Origin of the sequence: Kluyvera genomosp. 3 (assembly GCF_011765685.1) — a bacterium.
In the GTDB taxonomy this organism is placed as follows: Bacteria; Pseudomonadota; Gammaproteobacteria; order Enterobacterales; family Enterobacteriaceae; genus Kluyvera; species Kluyvera georgiana_A.
In genome coordinates, this window is the sequence record NZ_CP050321.1 from 3,702,340 (window position 1) to 3,719,300 (window position 16,961).

The 16,961-nt window shown below is 56.7% G+C and carries 14 protein-coding genes, 1 tRNA gene and 1 pseudogene; 8 read left to right on the forward strand and 8 right to left on the reverse strand.

Annotation, left to right across the window (positions count from 1 at the left end):
• The first annotated feature begins 37 nt into the window (after positions 1 to 37).
• Both GY169_RS17380 and GY169_RS17385 read left to right on the forward strand, forming a co-directional pair.
• Positions 38 to 1,465: an MFS transporter gene (locus tag GY169_RS17380; protein ID WP_167576441.1), complete on the forward strand. Its 1,428-nt coding sequence runs from the start codon at positions 38 to 40 to the stop codon at positions 1,463 to 1,465.
• Positions 1,466 to 1,542: 77 nt separating this feature from the next.
• The gene (locus GY169_RS17385; protein ID WP_163447715.1) at positions 1,543 to 2,790 is read left to right on the forward strand and encodes a mechanosensitive ion channel family protein; all 1,248 of its coding nucleotides are present in this window, start codon (positions 1,543 to 1,545) and stop codon (positions 2,788 to 2,790) included.
• Here GY169_RS17385 and GY169_RS17390 read toward each other — a convergent pair whose 3' ends face one another.
• From GY169_RS17390 to pheP, 5 genes are all read right to left on the reverse strand, one after another.
• Positions 2,791 to 3,771 carry a LacI family DNA-binding transcriptional regulator gene (locus GY169_RS17390; RefSeq protein ID WP_163447716.1) on the reverse strand — a complete coding sequence of 327 codons (981 nt, stop codon included), beginning with the start codon at positions 3,769 to 3,771 and terminating at the stop codon, positions 2,791 to 2,793. It abuts the gene before it with no gap.
• 76 nt (positions 3,772 to 3,847) lie between these two features.
• The gene (locus tag GY169_RS17395; protein ID WP_167576442.1) at positions 3,848 to 4,999 is read right to left on the reverse strand and encodes a Gfo/Idh/MocA family protein; all 1,152 of its coding nucleotides are present in this window, start codon (positions 4,997 to 4,999) and stop codon (positions 3,848 to 3,850) included.
• On the reverse strand, positions 4,996 to 6,024 hold the full coding sequence (locus GY169_RS17400; RefSeq protein WP_167576443.1) for a sugar phosphate isomerase/epimerase family protein: 1,029 nt from the start codon (positions 6,022 to 6,024) through the stop codon (positions 4,996 to 4,998). Before GY169_RS17400 ends, GY169_RS17395 begins: the two co-directional genes overlap by 4 nt.
• Positions 6,025 to 6,041: 17 nt before the next feature.
• Positions 6,042 to 7,283, reverse strand: a complete 1,242-nt coding sequence (locus GY169_RS17405; protein WP_167576444.1) for an MFS transporter — start codon at positions 7,281 to 7,283, stop codon at positions 6,042 to 6,044.
• A 188-nt stretch (positions 7,284 to 7,471) separates the two neighbouring features.
• On the reverse strand, positions 7,472 to 8,863 hold the full coding sequence (gene pheP, locus GY169_RS17410) for a phenylalanine transporter (protein WP_163447720.1): 1,392 nt from the start codon (positions 8,861 to 8,863) through the stop codon (positions 7,472 to 7,474).
• Positions 8,864 to 9,168: 305 nt separating this feature from the next.
• Here pheP and GY169_RS17415 point away from each other — a divergent pair, with 305 nt between their 5' ends.
• Positions 9,169 to 10,002 carry a DMT family transporter gene (locus GY169_RS17415; RefSeq protein ID WP_223882114.1) on the forward strand — a complete coding sequence of 278 codons (834 nt, stop codon included), beginning with the start codon at positions 9,169 to 9,171 and terminating at the stop codon, positions 10,000 to 10,002.
• Between the two features lie 52 nt (positions 10,003 to 10,054).
• Here the strand turns inward: GY169_RS17415 and sbmC are convergent, their stop codons facing one another.
• Both sbmC and GY169_RS17425 read right to left on the reverse strand, forming a co-directional pair.
• A complete protein-coding gene (gene sbmC, locus GY169_RS17420; protein ID WP_163447721.1) occupies positions 10,055 to 10,525 on the reverse strand; it encodes a DNA gyrase inhibitor SbmC in 471 nt (156 codons plus the stop codon).
• Between the two features lie 134 nt (positions 10,526 to 10,659).
• A tRNA-Arg gene (locus tag GY169_RS17425) sits at positions 10,660 to 10,736 on the reverse strand.
• Between the two features lie 253 nt (positions 10,737 to 10,989).
• Here GY169_RS17425 and folD point away from each other — a divergent pair.
• From folD to GY169_RS17450, 5 genes and pseudogenes are all read left to right on the forward strand, one after another.
• Positions 10,990 to 11,856: a bifunctional methylenetetrahydrofolate dehydrogenase/methenyltetrahydrofolate cyclohydrolase FolD gene (gene folD, locus GY169_RS17430; protein WP_163445986.1), complete on the forward strand. Its 867-nt coding sequence runs from the start codon at positions 10,990 to 10,992 to the stop codon at positions 11,854 to 11,856.
• Position 11,857: 1 nt separating this feature from the next.
• On the forward strand, positions 11,858 to 12,070 hold the full coding sequence (ybcJ, locus tag GY169_RS17435) for a ribosome-associated protein YbcJ (protein ID WP_004143016.1): 213 nt from the start codon (positions 11,858 to 11,860) through the stop codon (positions 12,068 to 12,070).
• A gap of 366 nt (positions 12,071 to 12,436) precedes the next feature.
• Positions 12,437 to 13,270, forward strand: coding sequence for a xanthosine phosphorylase (gene xapA / locus GY169_RS17440; protein WP_167576445.1), 834 nt, complete (start codon positions 12,437 to 12,439; stop codon positions 13,268 to 13,270).
• A gap of 48 nt (positions 13,271 to 13,318) precedes the next feature.
• Complete coding sequence (gene tsgA, locus GY169_RS17445; RefSeq protein ID WP_167576446.1) at positions 13,319 to 14,524, forward strand: MFS transporter TsgA; 1,206 nt, start codon at positions 13,319 to 13,321, stop codon at positions 14,522 to 14,524.
• Positions 14,525 to 14,580: 56 nt separating this feature from the next.
• Positions 14,581 to 15,513 (forward strand): annotated as a pseudogene (locus GY169_RS17450) (LysR family transcriptional regulator).
• Positions 15,514 to 15,516: 3 nt separating this feature from the next.
• On the opposite strand, the gene cysS reads toward GY169_RS17450, so the two are convergent.
• Positions 15,517 to 16,902: a cysteine--tRNA ligase gene (gene cysS, locus GY169_RS17455; RefSeq protein ID WP_163445983.1), complete on the reverse strand. Its 1,386-nt coding sequence runs from the start codon at positions 16,900 to 16,902 to the stop codon at positions 15,517 to 15,519.
• Between the last annotated feature and the right edge of the window lie 59 nt (positions 16,903 to 16,961).

The window sequence follows — 16,961 nt, forward strand, 5'->3', positions numbered from 1 at the left end:
GCTACGTCCAATCGCTGAATGACGCAATGGAGTCACCATGAAAACGTCTGCTGTTTCACCCGGTCGCGCGGGGCTTTTCCTGCTGTTGACCGGCCTGATGTTGCCCCAGATCGATACCTCGATCACCAATGTCGCCCTCGACTCAATCACCGCATCGCTGCAAGCCAGCCCGACCCAGCTGGAGCTTATCGTCGCGCTGTACGGCGTGGCGTTTGCCGTCTGTCTGGCCATGGGCAGCAAGCTTGGCGACAACTACGGTCGCCGTCGGCTGTTTATGTGGGGCGTGGCGATTTTCAGCCTCGCTTCGCTGCTGTGCGGCCTGGCCAACTCGATCACCGCCCTGCTGGCCGCACGCACCCTACAGGGCGCAGGCGCGGCGCTGATCGTCCCGCAAATTCTCGCGACCCTGCACGTTACGCTAAAAGGAACGGCCCATGCCCGGGCTATCAGCCTGTATGGCGGCATTGGCGGCATCTCGTTTATCGTCGGGCAGATGTTCGGCGGCTGGCTGGTATCAGCGGACATCGCCGGCCTGGGCTGGCGTAACGCCTTTTTCATCAACGTGCCGATTGGCCTGCTGGTGCTGGCCTTCAGTCGCCGCTACGTGCCAGAAACCCGTCGCGATGAGCACGCGCGCATTGACTGGCAGGGTACCTTTAGTCTGGGCCTGATTCTCTGCTGCCTGCTGTTCCCGATGGCGCTGGGGCCGGAACTGCACTGGCCGTGGTCGATGCGTCTGATGTTGCTGGCGATTATCCCATTGTTGCTGTGGATGCGTGCCAGCGCGCTGGGTAAAGAGCAGCGCGGTGAACACCCGCTGCTGCCGCCTCGACTGCTGAAATTTGCCAGTATTCGCTTCGGCATGGTCATTGCGCTGCTGTTTTTCAGCGCCTGGTCCGGCTTTATGTTCTGCATGGCGCTCACTCTCCAGTCCGGCCTCGGCATGGCGCCGTGGCAGTCGGGCAACAGCTTTGTGGCGCTGGGCGTCGCCTATTTTCTTTCAGCGATGTATGCGCCGAAGCTGATCGCCCGCCACAGCATGGGGCGAATTTTAGTGGCTGGGCTGATAGTACAAATTAGTGGCCTGCTGCTGTTAATGGAGACTTTCCACCACTTCGGCCAGGCGACGTCCACCCTCACGCTGGTGCCCTCGACCGCGCTGATTGGCTATGGCCAGGCGCTGATCGTCAACTGCTTTTATCGGGTTGGGATGCGCGATATTACCGCCAACGATGCGGGTGCGGGCAGCGCGCTGCTCAGCACGCTACAGCAGGCCACGCTGGGCCTTGGCCCGGCGGTGTTTGGTTCACTGCTGCTGGTGCTGACGCGCGGGCATCATGGGAGCTATACCGATGCGATGACCGGCTTCCTCGGCGTAGAAGCGGTGATGATGCTGCTGCTGGCAATCATTGCCGTTAGCCTCCGTCATCACTTAAACCGTAGTCCGGCGATCGCGACGTCATAACCTTAAGTTCCTGTATAGCTGTTTGCATAATATAGCCAGCGCAGCCATTATAATTAGCTGGCTATACAGGAGACGTTATGCAGGAACTGATTTCACAGATCGAAGAGATGGGCATTGAAATAAACCATACCAATTCGCTGATCATCATATTTGGTATTATTTTTCTCACTGCCATCATTGTTCATCTGATTCTACATCGGGTGGTGCTGCGCGCGTTCGAAAAACGGGCGCAGGCCAGCAGTCATTTATGGCTGCAAATTATCACGCAAAATAAACTTTTCCACCGGTTGGCGTTTACCCTACAGGGGATTATTGTCAACGTGCAGGCCGTGCTGTGGTTGCAAAAAGGCAGTGATGCCGCGCAGATATTAACCACGGGCGCACAGCTATGGGTCATGCTCTACGCTCTGCTGTCATTCTTCTCGCTGCTGGACGTTATTTTCAACCTCTCACAAAAGCTATCTTTCTCTTCGCAGCTGCCGCTCAAAGGGATATTCCAGGGAGTTAAGCTGGTCAGCGCCATTCTGATTGGCATTCTGATGATCTCCCTGCTGCTGGGGCAATCACCGGCAATACTGATAAGTGGTCTGGGTGCGATGGCCGCGGTACTGATGCTGGTATTTAAGGACCCGATTCTCGGCCTGGTGGCAGGGATTCAGCTCTCGGCAAACGACATGTTAAAGCTCGGCGACTGGTTGGAAATGCCGAAATACGGCGCCGACGGTGCGGTGACCGATATTGGCTTAACCACCGTCAAAGTGCGTAACTGGGATAATACCATCACCACCATTCCGACCTGGTCGCTGGTGTCGGATTCGTTTAAAAACTGGAGCGGAATGTCTGCTTCAGGTGGCCGAAGAATTAAGCGCAGCATCAACGTGGATACCACCAGCGTGCATTTTCTCGATGAGCAAGAGCAGCAGCGGTTAATTCAGGCGAAGCTGCTGAAACCGTATATGGACTCTCGCCATGAGGAAATTAACCTGTGGAACCAGGAGCACGGCAGCGCCGATTCGGTGTTGAATCTGCGCAAGATGACCAATATTGGTACCTTCCGCGCTTACCTCAACGAATATTTGCGTAACCATCCGAAAATTCGCAAAGATATGACGCTGATGGTACGTCAGTTGGCACCCGATAATAACGGTCTGCCGATTGAAATATACGCCTTTACCAATACGGTGGTGTGGGCCGAATATGAAGGTATTCAGGCCGATATTTTTGACCATATTTTTGCCGTGGTCGAGGAATTTGGCTTACGTATTCATCAATCACCGACCGGCAATGATATTCGCGCCCTGGCGGGCGCGATCGGGCAAGAATAATCACGCGCTGGCGCGTGAAATAAAGCGCCAGTCCAGCATCACCCGCTCCGGCGGCACGTCCGGGTTATCGATTTTATTGAGCAGCAGTTCGACCGCTCTGGCGCCGATCTCCCGCGACGGCTGCTGGACGGTTGTCAGCTGCGGAGACACCATTTCGGCAAGTTCAGTGCCGTCAAACCCCACCACCGCAATCTCTTCCGGTACCTTTAGCCCTGCCTGTTCAATGGCGCGAATAGCCCCGGCGGCCAGCGAGTCAGAAACCGCAAACACCGCGTCCGGGCGCGGGTTCATCGCCAGCAACGTTTGCATCGCCAGTTTCCCCGCCGCCGCGCTCAGATCGCTGGCATACTCGACAGCATGAAACGCCAGCCCTTGAGATTGCAGTACATTTTTGTACCCCTGCTCGCGCAGGCGGGCGTACTTGTAGCTCAAGTCGTGGTTAATCAACGCAATCCGCTCACGCCCCTGCGCTGCAAGATAGCTTACCGCATGCTCTGCGGCATCTACATCGTGGATCCCCACGCAGGAGACCGCGCCCGCATCAGCATATTCCGCACATTGCACCCATGGCGCATCGCCAATCACCGTGGTTAACTCCGGCAGCTTGCTGAAGGCGTCCATGGTGATAATACCGTCGACCATTTTTCCGGTTAGCAGTCGCAGGCCTGATTTAGAACGTTCAATATCCGAGCCGGAGTTGCACAGTAAAATCCGATAGCCGTTCTTTTCCGCGGCCTCTTCAATTCCTTTTACCACTTCGGCGCAAAAAGGGTTGGCGATATTCGACACCATCACCAGAATCATGGAGCTTCGCGCCGTACGCAGCTGGCGCGCCAACAGATTAGGCTGATAGTTACTCTCTTTAATGGCCTGAAGCACCCGTTCGCGGTTTTTGGCTTTTACGGTATCGCTGTTGTTAAGCACCCGCGACACGGTCGCCACCGATACCCCCGCCAACTGGGCGATTTTCTGAATTGACATACTACGCCGTTCCCTGCAGTTAACGCTTTGCGTGCAGGCTACCATAAAAAGCGTGCCCGGCGTACCGGGCACAGGGTTATTGTTCGACGCTGACCCAGCGCCGCTGCTGATGGCTTTTTATAATTGCATCAATGATATACATGACATTCGCCCCATCACTAAACGAGGCAAAATGCGGCTCGCCAGCGGCGGGCATTTTTCCGCTCTGCACGGCGCGGTAGAAATTGCCCATCATGTTTTTAAACGCGTCTGGCCATCCCTCACTATGGCCGCCGGGGAAGTTCGCCTGTCCGGCGACATCGCGGTTAAGCAGGCTCGGGTCGTCACTCAGCAACTGATTGGGCTGACTGCGGTGACCAATCAACAGTTGCTGCGGCGTTTCCTGATCCCAGGCCAGCGAACAGGCGCTGGCATTGATATCAAAATGCAGCCGATTTTTACGCCCGGCGCAGACCTGCGAAACGCTAAAGCAGCCTTTACTGCCGTCGTCGAAGCGGAACAGAACCGAACCGGCATCTTCGGTTGTCACCGCGACGTCGCGATACTGCGTCGCGTCATCGTGTTCACTGAACGTCGCCTGCGCCCCAACGCTGGCCTTACGCGTTGGCCAGACGATAGCGAGGTCGGCCATCACCTCCACAATCCGCCGTCCGGTCACAAACTGCACCGTGTCGCACCAGTGCGAACCGATATCGGCCACCGCGCGCGATACGCCCCCCTGCGCCGCGTCCACCCGCCAGTTAAAGTCGTTTTCCAGCAGCATCCAGTCCTGATGGTAGCCGCCGTAGGCTGAGAACAAACGTCCGGCATGGCCCGCGCGCATCATGCTCGCCGCCTGCTGTACCATCGCAAACTGGCGATAGACGAAGCTCACCCCGTGAATCACGCCCGCATCCCGCACCATCAGTTCCAGCTCGCGAGCCTCCTCCGACGTCATGCACAGCGGTTTCTCGGAGAAAACGTGTTTTCCCGCGCGTAAAATCTGCCGGTTGACCGACGCGTGCAGAAAATTGGGCGTGCAGTTATGCACCACCTGTAGCCCAGGGTGCGCCAACAGCGCGTCAACATCAGCGTAAGCATGCGGAATATTGAGCTGCCGCGCTTTGGCCTGCGCCAGCTCCAGCGAGGCGTCGCACAGCGCGACCACCTCGACAAAACCCAGTCGACGCAGCGCCTCAATATGTGCCGGGCCAATAAAACCTGAGCCGATAATACCCACCTGAATCATCCGCGTACCTCGCTACCCGCGGCAAAGTCATCAAAGGCCCGCGCGGAGACGGGAATGATATGCCGTTTAATAAACTCACTGCCTTCGCGCGCGCCGATCTGCGCGTCCTTCAGGCAGCACTCCCATTCCATTACCGCCCAGCCGTCAAAATCGTACTGAGTCAGCTTGCTGAAAATCTTTTTGAAATCGATATCGCCGTCGCCCAACGAGCGGAAACGCCCGGCACGATCCGCCCAGTTCTGATAGCCGCCGTAAACGCCGCTACGTCCGTTGCGTTGGAACTCGGCGTCCTTAACGTGAAACGCGCGAATACGGGAGTGGTAGATATCGATATAGCTAAGATAATCAATATCCTGTAAATGCAGATGGCTCGGGTCATACAGCATATGGCAGCGCGGATGATTCTCAACCTGGTGTAGAAAACGCTCGAACGTGACGCCATCATGCAAATCCTCACCGGGGTGAATTTCGTAGCACAGGTCAACGCCGTGCTCGTCAAAACAGTCCAGGATGGGCCGCCAGCGGCTGGCGAGTTCACTAAACGCTTCATCCAGCAGCGCCGCATTGTGCGGTGGCCACGGATAGAAATAAGGCCAGGCCAGCGCGCCGGAAAAGGTCGCATGCGCCTTCAACCCCAGGCGCGCCGAAGCCTGCGCGGCCTTTTTCACGCTCTCGACGGCCCACTGCTGGCGGGCCGTCGGATTACCGCGCAGCGCCGCCGGCGCAAAAGCATCGAAAGCGCTGTCATAGGCCGGATTAACGGCGACAAGCTGCCCTTCGAGATGCGTTGACAGTTCACTAATCACCAGACCGTGCTCCGCCAGTCGCCCGGCAATATCATCGCAATAGGTCTGGCTCGCCGCTGCCTGCGCCAGGTCGAATATCGCCGGGTGATTGCAGGGCAGCTGTAGCGCCTTAAAGCCCAGCCCTGCCGCCCATTGCGCTACCCCATCGAGCGTATTAAACGGCGGCTCGCCGCCGATAAACTGCGCCAGAAAAATGCCCGGTCCCTTGATGGTTTTCATACCCCCCCCTTAAAAATTTACGCCTGCTTTTGCTCGTCGTATTTAAACGAGACAAGGAAAATCACCGCGATCACCACGGCAGCCACCGCCGGAATCCACCAGAAGTTTACCCACGCCGCCGGAACGGTTTGGCCAGCGACCAGGTGGTTATACAGGGCACCGGAAATCTGCGATCCCAGCAGCATGCCGATGCCGTAGGTAAACATCACCACCATGCTCTGCGCCTGCCCTTTCACCTTTTCGCCCGCCACACGGTCGGTATAGATAAAGCCCACCACGAAGAAAAAGTCGTAGCACACGCCGTGCAGCAGAATGCCGAGATACAGCAGGAAGCGGGTCTCTTCATTGATACCCAGCGCAAAGAACATATAGCGTACGAACCACGCCAGCATGCCGATCAGCAGCATGTACTTCACACCCAGACGGCGGAACAGCAGTGGGATAATCAGCATAAAGAAGATTTCTGACATCTGACCGAAGGACATCGCGGTGCTCACATCCGCGACGCCCGCGTCCGCCAGAAATGACGCGGTATAGGCATAGTAAGTACCGAGCGGTACGGAAATCAGCGTGGCGCAGACGGCAAACACCAGGAAGTGCCGGATTCTGAGCAATGCGAAAGCGTCGGCGCAGAACAGATCGCGCAGCTTCAGCGGCTGACCTTTCGCCGGGGCCGGCGTGTGCGGCAGCGTCAGGCTATATACCGCCAGCACCACCGAGCACAGCGCCGCCAGCGTAAAGATGCCGGTGGTATCCGAAATACCGGTTACACCGATAAAGATGCCCGCGACAATCCAACCGATGGTGCCGAACACACGCACCACCGGGAAGGTTTTGTCGATGTTGTTCAGGCTATGGAAGGCAATATTATTGGTCAGCGCCAGCGTCGGCATATAACAGAGCGTGTAGCCAAACAGCAGCGCAATTAACAACGCACCGTTTTCCGCGACCAGCGCCTGCGGTACGAACCACAGAATCACCGCGCCAAGCAGGTGCATCACCGCCATCACCTTCTGCGAGGCAAAAAAACGGTCAACCAACATTCCCAAAACAAAAGGGGAAAGAATTGAAGCGATCGGCCCCGCCGAGAACGCATCGCCAATCAGCAGCGACATGTTGTACTGCGTCATCACCAGTCCAAGCGTGACCGACCAGCTTCCCCAGATAAAAAACTGCATAAACATCATTAACGACAGGCGCGGGACTAACAGCCGGTGCTGTACGCCACTTTGTTCACGACTTTCCGTTGTAGACACCATGTTCTCACCCTCAAAAGTAATCGATTACAAAATACCACAAATGAAAAGTAATCGATTACAAAAATAAGATCGCGCGGATCGAAACGGATTTGGGAGAGCGATCACGATAAAAACGAGGAGGGAAATGCGTCGCAGCAACGAGCGGGAAACAGCGGAGGAGGCAAACCTGCCCCCTCCGGGCGATATTATCAGGCTTTACGACGCAGCGTTTTGAAGGCCGCAAACAGGAACAACACCCACACCGGCAGCAGAATCGCCGACAGGCGCATGCCGTCCATGGTGCACATCAGCCCAAGGATCATCAGCAAAAATGCGATACAGATATAGTTGCTGGCAGGCGCAAACAGCGCTTTGAATTTCGACTCACGCCCCTTGCGGCGCATGGCGGCGCGGAACTTAAGGTGGGCCATGCAGATCATGATCCAGTTCAGCAGCAGCGTTGCCACCACCAACGCCATCAGCAGGCCAAACGCTTTCTGCGGCAGCAGATAGTTAACCAGCACCACCAGCGAGGTGATCGCGCCAGAGAGCAGCAGCGAATTCACCGGCACGCCGCGACGGCTCACTTTGGTCAGGAAGCGCGGCGCGTTACCCTGCACGGAGAGGCCAAACAGCATGCGGCTGTTTGAATAGACGCCGCTGTTATAAACCGACAGCGAAGCCACCAGAATCACAAAGTTCAGCGCGGATGCCACTACGTTACTGTCCAGATTGTGGAAGATCATCACGAACGGACTGCTGTCTGACTTAATGCCCTGCCACGGATAGAGCGCCAGCAGCACAATCAGCGAGCCGATATAGAACAACAGGATACGGTAAACCACCTGGTTGACCGCTTTCGGAATAGTGGTTTCCGGGCTGCGTGCTTCCGCCGCCGTAATGCCAATAAGTTCCAGCCCGCCGAAGGAGAACATAATCACCGCCAGCGACAAAATCAGCCCCTTCCAGCCCGTGGCAAGGAAGCCGCCATCACGCCAGAGATTGTCGATGCTCGCATGCTCACCGCCACGCCCCGTCGCCAGCATCCAGATGCCAAAGCCGATCATGCCAATAATCGCCAGCACCTTAATCAGTGCAAACCAGAACTCCGTTTCGCCATACAGGCGCACGTTCACCAGGTTGACGGCGTTAATCAAAATGAAGAAACCGGCAGCCCAAATCCAGGTCGGTACGTGTGGCAGCCAATACTGCATATAAATTCCGGCGGCGGTCAGCTCGGCCATTCCCACCAGCACGAACATGACCCAATAGTTCCAGCCGGAAAGAAAACCGGCGAACGGCCCCCAGTATTTATAAGCAAAATGAGCAAATGAACCGGATACCGGCTCTTCCACCACCATCTCGCCAAGCTGGCGCATGATCAGAAACGCGATAATTCCGGCAATCGCATAGCCCAGCACCACTGCCGGGCCAGCCATTTGAATCGCCGGGCCGATACCAAGAAACAGGCCGGTGCCAATGGCGCCCCCAAGGGCGATGAGTTGAATATGACGGTTTTGTAACCCGCGGTGAAGCGTCGGCCCCTGCTCCGACGAAGCATCCGGTTGATTCTGGCTGGATGCTGAGGACGCGTTTTTCACGTCTAACCCCTGTAGCTTTTTTTTGGAAGGGGCACCTTTTAACACTTAGCGCGGCTTGCCGCAAGGCAATCAGTCGCAGGAACCCCGTGCCCAAAAGTGCCGGAAGATACGCGTTGCTGGGGTGATAACCTTATTCCTACAAGGGGTTAGCCGCGCTAGCCAGCCCTAACGTTCAATGTATGCGGCACACCCGCTGTGAAGCAAATACCATTGGATACGTTGCCGTATCGGCGGAGCACAAAACGATGACCCGGCATGCCGCGGCTTGCGGCATAATTCGCTGACCGCGTTTCGAGGAATCTTCCGTGCTGCTCAAAATCCTGCTGACTATGGCTGCGTTCGCCGCCAACTCGCTGCTCTGTCGGCTGGCGCTGAAGGGGATGCATATGGATGCCGTCTCTTTTAGTAGCATTCGCTTGCTAAGCGGTGCGGTGGCGCTGCTGATACTCCTGAGGCTACCCGCCATCAAAAAGAGGCCGGAATTCAATGTGCTGAACGCGGCACTACTGGCCATTTACGTCTTTGCCTTTTCCCTTGCCTACCTGTCCTTAACCACCGCCGCTGGCGCGTTGTTGCTGTTCGGTACGGTCCAGTGCGTGATGACCGGCTGGGGGTTGATTCGCGGCGAGCGTCTGACATGGCTAAAAAGCGTCGGTATGCTGGGCGCAGTGACCGGGCTAGCGTTGCTGCTATTACCGGGTGCCGGTCATCCTTCCGGCGGCGCCGCGCTGCTGATGATGGTCTCCGGCGCGGCCTGGGCCGCCTACTGTATTACTGGCAAGAAAGTGCAGAACGCGGCAGCGGCCACGGCGGGCAACTTTACGCTGGCGGTGCCGATAGCGCTGGTGGTGTTTGTGCTTAGCGGTATGCACATCCGCGCCGATGCCGTTGGGCTAGTGCTGGCAGTCTCCTCCGGGGCGCTGATGTCCGGCGGCGCGTACCTGCTCTGGTACTCCCTGCTGCCACGGCTTAGCCCAACCACCGCCAGCACGCTTCAACTGAGCGTGCCCTGTCTTGCGGCACTGGGCGGGCTAATTTTTATGGGCGAACCGTTGGGCCTGAGGATGGTGTTAGCTATCGCACTCACCCTCTCCGGTATTGGGCTAGTGATTATCGCCGATCGGCGACGAGAGCATTAACCGCCGGGCCGGAGTGTCGCCAGTCAGCAGCACGCGGCACGGCGTTTTTGCATTACCCCTTTGGCTCGAGGGCAACAAACATTTCAATATCCCAGTAGCCGTCTTCCGCACCGTTGTTATGGTAGATTTCAAAGCATGGCTTCGCAGCCAGGCGGTGGGTTTCATCTTTCAGGACGCTATCAAAAAACTGATACCATGGCGTGGAGAAATCGTGATCGATAACCCGCGCACGCGCTGCCGCGTAAAGGCCTCCCGCCACTTCCGCCATCATGACCCCTTCGCTGTTCGGCGGAATAACAAAGTCGTCATCGACAGAGACCACGGTGTCGCAACGCAGCTTTTCCGCCGGGACTTCATCCGGATTGTCGTAGTAAACGGCCAGCCACTCCCGAGCGGAAATTTGCTGGCCATCGACCCACATCATCAACTGCTCAAAACCCTGCTTGACCGTCTGCTCCCACGGCCCAACCATGTGAAAACCGGCAATTTTACGCGCTGCAATCTGCTTCACTTCGTATTCCATACCGCCTCCGCTAATACACTGTAATTACATACAGTGTAATGGGCGTTTTTTGTTTGCGCCAAACGGGTAGCGATCGATATGTGAGCAGATTCGCACTCTTGATAAGAGAGTTGGGGGAAGAGGAAACAGGAAAATGGTACGCCCTACAGGATTCGAACCTGTGACCCACGACTTAGAAGGTCGTTGCTCTATCCAACTGAGCTAAGGGCGCACTGGGGAAGTCAAAACTTCATGGTGGGGTGAAACGCGTGGAATTATACGGTCACTGACAGGTGAGTCAATCCATTTCCTTACGAAACCTGCGCGGTATGCAATGATGGATAAAGTGCGACCAACTATCGCTCAACTCTTCGGCAAAACCACTTTCCGATGAAAACTCGCAAACGAGACCTGACAGCAAGCCTCGCATCTGACAAAATATGTCCATCCCCCCTTCGTGAATGACAGATGGAATATTTTCCCTGATGGCAGCAAAGATTATTGACGGTAAAACGATTGCGCAGCAGGTGCGCTCTGAGGTTGCGGAAAAAGTGAAGGCGCGCGTTGCCGCAGGAAAACGCGCCCCTGGGCTTGCCGTTGTGCTGGTTGGCAGCAACCCGGCCTCACAAATTTATGTCGGCAGCAAGCGCAAAGCCTGCGAAGAGGTGGGCTTCGTCTCCCGCTCCTACGATCTGCCGGAAACCACGTCCGAAGCCGAACTGCTGACGCTGATTGACACCCTGAACGCCGACACCACCATCGACGGCATTCTGGTGCAGCTTCCGCTGCCGGCGGGTATTGATAACGTTAAGGTCCTTGAGCGCATCGCGCCGGACAAAGACGTCGACGGCTTCCATCCATACAACGTGGGTCGTCTGTGCCAGCGCGCGCCGCGCCTGCGTCCGTGTACCCCGCGCGGTATCGTTACCCTGCTGGAGCGCTACCATATCGACACCTATGGCCTGAACGCCGTGGTGATTGGCGCGTCCAACATCGTGGGCCGCCCGATGAGCATGGAGCTGCTGCTGGCTGGCTGTACCACCACTGTCACTCACCGCTTTACCAAAAACCTGCGCCACCATGTGGAGCACGCGGATCTGCTGATCGTCGCGGTCGGTAAACCGGGCTTTATTCCTGGCGAGTGGATTAAAGAAGGCGCAATTGTCATTGATGTCGGGATTAATCGCCTCGAAAACGGTAAAGTCGTCGGCGATGTGGTGTTTGAAGAGGCTGCCGCGCGCGCCTCTTACATCACCCCAGTACCGGGCGGCGTCGGTCCCATGACCGTAGCCACCCTGATTGAAAACACCTTACAGGCGTGTGAAGAGTATCACGACGTGGAGAAGGCATAAGATGGCAACATTTTCTTTGGGTAAGCATCCGCATGTGGAACTCTGTGACTTACTGAAGCTGGAAGGCTGGAGCGAAAGCGGCGCGCAGGCGAAAATCGCCATCGCCGACGGTCTGGTCAAAGTGGACGGCGCGGTGGAAACCCGCAAACGCTGCAAAATTGTCGCCGGTCAAACCGTGAGTTTTGAAGGCCAAAGCGTTACCGTTACCGCATAAATCCTGCCAGTCACCCGGCTTCGCCAGTCGACGCCGGGTTTTATTCCCCAAATAGCGTCCCACCGTATCTTCCCACTTCAGCAGTAATACGCTGTATGTCCATACCCGATGCCAACGATCGTGGCACGTCTATCGCCCGGTAGCGCTGCGTCAAAGTGAGGCGCATCACAAATCATCACGTCGAAGCCGTCTTCCCCGACGCGTTCAAACTTTCAGCCTACATTTAATACTTTGAATTTAAAGATTTTAAAATCACCACCGCCGCAATCAATTCAATAAAAATATCAATACGCGCATTAATTGAATTGGATTGCAAATCGACTGCTCCGCAGAATACCGCGAAACATCCCTGTTTCTGGAGTCTGTATGTCAACGTCAATTCTCAATAATGCCCCTTACGAAGCCGTCGAAATCCTGCGCGCAGCAAAGCCCGGGTTTACCCCGCGTATCGCCTTAATCCTCGGTTCCGGTCTCGGCGCGCTGGCCGACCGTATGGATAACAAAACCACCCTTTCCTACGAAGCGCTACCGGGTTTTCCGGTCAGCACCGTCATCGGCCACGCCGGGGAAATTGTAATGGGAACGCTGCACGGCGTGCCGCTGATTTGCATGAAAGGCCGCGGTCATTTCTATGAAGGCCTCGGCATGGGCATCATGACCCAGGCGGTACGCACCTTTAAGCTGCTCGGCTGTGAATTCATGTTCTGCACCAACGCCGCAGGCTCGCTGAACGCGGATATCCCCGCAGGCAGCCTGGTGGCGCTAAACGACCATATCAATACCATGCCGTCCACGCCGATGGTCGGCCCGAATGACGATCGCTTTGGCCCGCGCTTCTTCAGCCTGGCAAACGCCTACGACAAAGATCTGCGCGCCCAACTGCACCAGACCGCCAAAGGGCTGGATATCCCGCTGCACGAAGGCGTTTTTGTCTCCTATCCGGGGCCAAACTTCGAAACCGCCGCGGAAATCCGCATGATGCAGCGTATGGGCGGCGATGTGGTAGGAATGTCGGTGGTGCCAGAAGTGATCGCGGCGCGCCACTGTGGGCTAAAAGTGCTGGCCGTATCGGCCATCACCAATATGGCTGAAGGGTTGAGCGACGTGGAGCTGTCGCACGAACAAACGCTCAAATGCGCAGCTATGGTAACGGAAGACTTTATCCGTCTGATTGGTCAGTTCATTAAACAATACGCCTAATTTCTGATGCATCGGCGGGTAGACTGCTGCCCGCCTGGAGATACGTCTATGTCTGAGATGTCCTGGTCCCGCCCGAATTTAAACGCCGTCTCGTATCTAAGCTATTACTTCGTCGGCGCGTTAGTTTCCACCCTTGGCATCGTGCTCGGCCCGCTGTGCGCTGCCTTCCACAAAGACCCGAGTTTTATCGGCCAGGTGTTCACACTGATGAACATCGGCATGTTTATTCCCATCATGCTGGGCGGTATTCTGATGCGCAAATGGGGGCTGCAAAAGCCGCTGGTTATCGCAGCGGCGCTGACCGTTCTCATCAGCGCGATTCTGTTTGTGTCGCCTACTCTGACGATGTTCAGCTTTGCCGTCGCCGGCATTGGCGCCTGTGGCGGTATTTTCATGACCATCGGCAGCTATCTGGTGGTGCGAATCAATCCGGACGAAAAAAGCCGTTCCTCGAGCCTGATTTTTACCGATTTCTTCTTTAGCCTCGCCGGGGCGACGCTCTCCTTCTTGCTGGCCTGGCTGTTCCGCATGGGCGCGAGCTGGGTGGCGATGTACGGTATCATGGGTGGCTTAGGTGCGCTGATGCTGGCGTTAACGATTCGCTGCCGTTTCCCGCCCACCGAAGCGCCAGCACCCGCGCAGCAAAGCACAAACACCGCTCGTGAGCCCTGGGGTCCGTCGGTCTACCTGATTTGTTTCGCGCTGTTCGCCTTCCTGTTGGCTGAACCTATCTTCACCATGTGGACGCCGGGCTATTTACAGTTCCGCTTCCATATCGAGCCGCAGGAGGCTGCGCTGTACACCACCGTCTACTGGGTGGCGAAAGCTATCGGCCTGTTCCTCAACCAGTTCACCGTGAAGTGGATGAAGCTGCGCACCTTCCTGCTGGGTTGTACCGCGATCGGTCTTATCGCCATCATGCTGATTGCCAACAGCGGCAACACCACGCTGATTCTTGTCGCCTGCGCCGTTTTCGGCTTCTTTAACTCCGGTCTGTTCTCCGGGCTGATGAGCTACGGTTCGCTGCAGGTGAGCCAAAGCTCGCCAACGCTGATTTCCGCGTTACTGACCTGCGGTACGGTAGGCACACTGCTGTTCGCCAGCGTCTCCTCGCTCGTTAATGGCCGCTACGGCTTGCATGGCGCGCTGAATACCGCCACGGTGTCCTATATCGTGCTGCTGGTTGTGCTGGTCACGGCTATCTTCTGTAGCCGGGCTGAGCGCCTGCATACCTCCCCGTCGGCGGCGGTTTGACAAGGCAAAAGGAGGGGGGCATGATGGCCCTCCCTCCCCTTTATCCCGAACGAACCATGACCGACGCTCTGGCCAACAACCGCATTAACATTCGCGCGCTGCGTTACTTTCAGGCTCTTGCTGAAGAACTGCATTTCGGGCGAGCAGCAGCGCGGCTGAATATCTCCCAGCCACCGCTGAGCATGCAGATTAAAGAGCTGGAAGAGACGCTGGAAACCAAATTGTTCGAACGAACCAGCCGGAGAGTGGCGCTGACCCGCGCCGGGCTGGTCCTAAAAACCGAGGTTGACCGCATCCTGAGCGCCACCGAGCAGTCGTTGAACTACGTGCGGCAAATCGGTCGCAGCGAGAACCTGCATATCACCATCGGTATCGTCGGCAGCGCACTGTGGGGCACCCTACTGACGCGGCTGAAAACGTTTAAGGCGAAGAATCCGGGGGTCGACTGGAGTCTGCGCGAGCTGTCGCAGCATCAGCAAATTGACGCGCTGCGCGCCCGCACTATCGACATCGCCATTAACCGCAACGTCCTGCCTTATGCCGAAACCAACATCCGTAACCAGCTGATTGCCCATGAATCTATTGCTCTCGCAGTGCCGGAGAACGATCCGTTGTGCCAGCTAAGCTCGGTTCCCTTAACCGCGCTGGCCGCCAGACCACTGATTTAGCTCTCCTTTGAACAGAGCGACTTCGCTCGTCAGCTGCACGACCGCTGCGTGGAGGCAGGGTTTTATCCGTTGATTACCCATCAGGTAAACGAGCCGCAAACGGCGTTAGCGCTGGTGAGCGCGGGAATGGGGCTATCGCTGTTGCCGGAAACCTGCGGGTTGATTCACTGGCCGGGCGTACGTTTTCTGCCGCTTGCACAAGCGGTACCCGCCGATCTTTATGCATTGTGGTACGACGAACCGCTGTCAGAGCTGATGACGGCGTTTGTGGAGGGGCTACAAGGGCGGGAAACCCCTCTCTCTGGCAGAGAGAGGGGTTAAAGCTTACTTACGGCGCCAGGTTGTGCCCTGCGGGCCATCTTCCAGCACGATGCCCATCTCGTTGAGACGGTCACGCGCGGCGTCGGCCGCTGCCCAATCTTTCGCTTTACGCGCGTCCAGGCGCTGCTGGATTAACGCTTCAATTTCAGCCACTTCGCCGTCGTCTGCCTGCGCACCGCTTTGCAGGAAGGCTTCCGGCTCCTGCTCCAGCAGGCCCAGCACGGCAGAAAGCTTACGCATATGCGACGCCAGCGCGTTCGCGGCCTGCATATCTTCAGCCTTCAGGCGGTTCACTTCACGCGCCATATCGAACAGCACGGAGTAAGCTTCCGGGGTATTGAAATCGTCGTCCATCGCTTCAATAAAGCGCGCTTCGAACGCTTCGCCGCCCGCCGCCGGGACGGATTTGTCGGTACCGCGCAGCGCGGTGTACAGACGCTCCAGCGCGGAACGCGCCTGCTTGAGGTTCTCTTCGCTGTAGTTCAGCTGGCTACGGTAGTGGCCGGACATCAGGAAGTAACGGATGGTTTCGGCGTCGTAGTACTTCAGCACATCGCGCACGGTAAAGAAGTTACCCAGCGATTTGGACATCTTTTCGCGGTCAACCATCACCATCCCGGAGTGCATCCAGTAGTTCACGTACTCGCCGTCGTGCGCGCAGGTAGACTGGGCGATTTCGTTTTCATGGTGCGGGAACATCAGATCCGAACCGCCGCCGTGAATATCGAAATGGTTGCCCAACTGCTTGCAGTTCATCGCGGAACATTCAATATGCCAGCCCGGACGGCCTTCGCCCCACGGGGACGGCCAGCTCGGCTCGCCTTCTTTAGACATCTTCCACAGCACGAAGTCCATTGGGTTACGCTTCACGTCAACCACATCGACGCGCGCGCCGGCCTGCAACTGGTCCAGATCCTGACGCGACAGCTTGCCGTAGTTTGGATCGGTCGGCACCGAGAACATCACGTCGCCGTTGTCCGCCACGTAGGCGTGACCTTTAGCGATCAGCTGCTCGGTGATTTCAATGATTTCGTGGATATGGTGCGTGGCGCGCGGCTCCTGATCCGGACGCAGAATATTCAGCGCGTCGAAATCGTTGTGCATCTCGGCGATCATACGATCCACCAGCGCGACAAAGCTTTCACCGTTCTCGTTGGCGCGTTTGATAATTTTGTCGTCAATATCGGTGATGTTACGCACGTACTTCAGCTTATAGCCGAGGAAACGCAGATAACGCGCCACCACGTCAAAGGAGACGAAGGTACGGCCATGGCCGATATGACAGAGATCGTAAACGGTGATACCACACACGTACATGCCCACTTCTCCGGCATGAATGGGCTTAAATTCCTCTTTTTGGCGGGTCATTGTGTTGAAGATTTTTAGCATCGAGAATTCCATGTTTACGTGTGTGAACCGGGCTTTCGCCTGAAACGGTATATTCTACC

Excerpts from the sequence above, each read along its gene's own strand:
- tsgA (WP_167576446.1), top strand. The coding sequence starts at position 13,319 with ATGTCTGAGATGTCCTGGTCCCGCCCGAATTTAAACGCCGTCTCGTAT.
- GY169_RS17395 (WP_167576442.1), bottom strand. The coding sequence starts at position 4,999 with ATGATTCAGGTGGGTATTATCGGCTCAGGTTTTATTGGCCCGGCACAT.
- ybcJ (WP_004143016.1), top strand. The coding sequence starts at position 11,858 with ATGGCAACATTTTCTTTGGGTAAGCATCCGCATGTGGAACTCTGTGAC.
- GY169_RS17405 (WP_167576444.1), bottom strand. The coding sequence starts at position 7,283 with ATGGTGTCTACAACGGAAAGTCGTGAACAAAGTGGCGTACAGCACCGG.
- GY169_RS17380 (WP_167576441.1), top strand. The coding sequence starts at position 38 with ATGAAAACGTCTGCTGTTTCACCCGGTCGCGCGGGGCTTTTCCTGCTG.
- folD (WP_163445986.1), top strand. The coding sequence starts at position 10,990 with ATGGCAGCAAAGATTATTGACGGTAAAACGATTGCGCAGCAGGTGCGC.
- sbmC (WP_163447721.1), bottom strand. The coding sequence starts at position 10,525 with ATGGAATACGAAGTGAAGCAGATTGCAGCGCGTAAAATTGCCGGTTTT.
- GY169_RS17390 (WP_163447716.1), bottom strand. The coding sequence starts at position 3,771 with ATGTCAATTCAGAAAATCGCCCAGTTGGCGGGGGTATCGGTGGCGACC.
- GY169_RS17400 (WP_167576443.1), bottom strand. The coding sequence starts at position 6,024 with ATGAAAACCATCAAGGGACCGGGCATTTTTCTGGCGCAGTTTATCGGC.
- GY169_RS17385 (WP_163447715.1), top strand. The coding sequence starts at position 1,543 with ATGCAGGAACTGATTTCACAGATCGAAGAGATGGGCATTGAAATAAAC.
- xapA (WP_167576445.1), top strand. The coding sequence starts at position 12,437 with ATGTCAACGTCAATTCTCAATAATGCCCCTTACGAAGCCGTCGAAATC.
- cysS (WP_163445983.1), bottom strand. The coding sequence starts at position 16,902 with ATGCTAAAAATCTTCAACACAATGACCCGCCAAAAAGAGGAATTTAAG.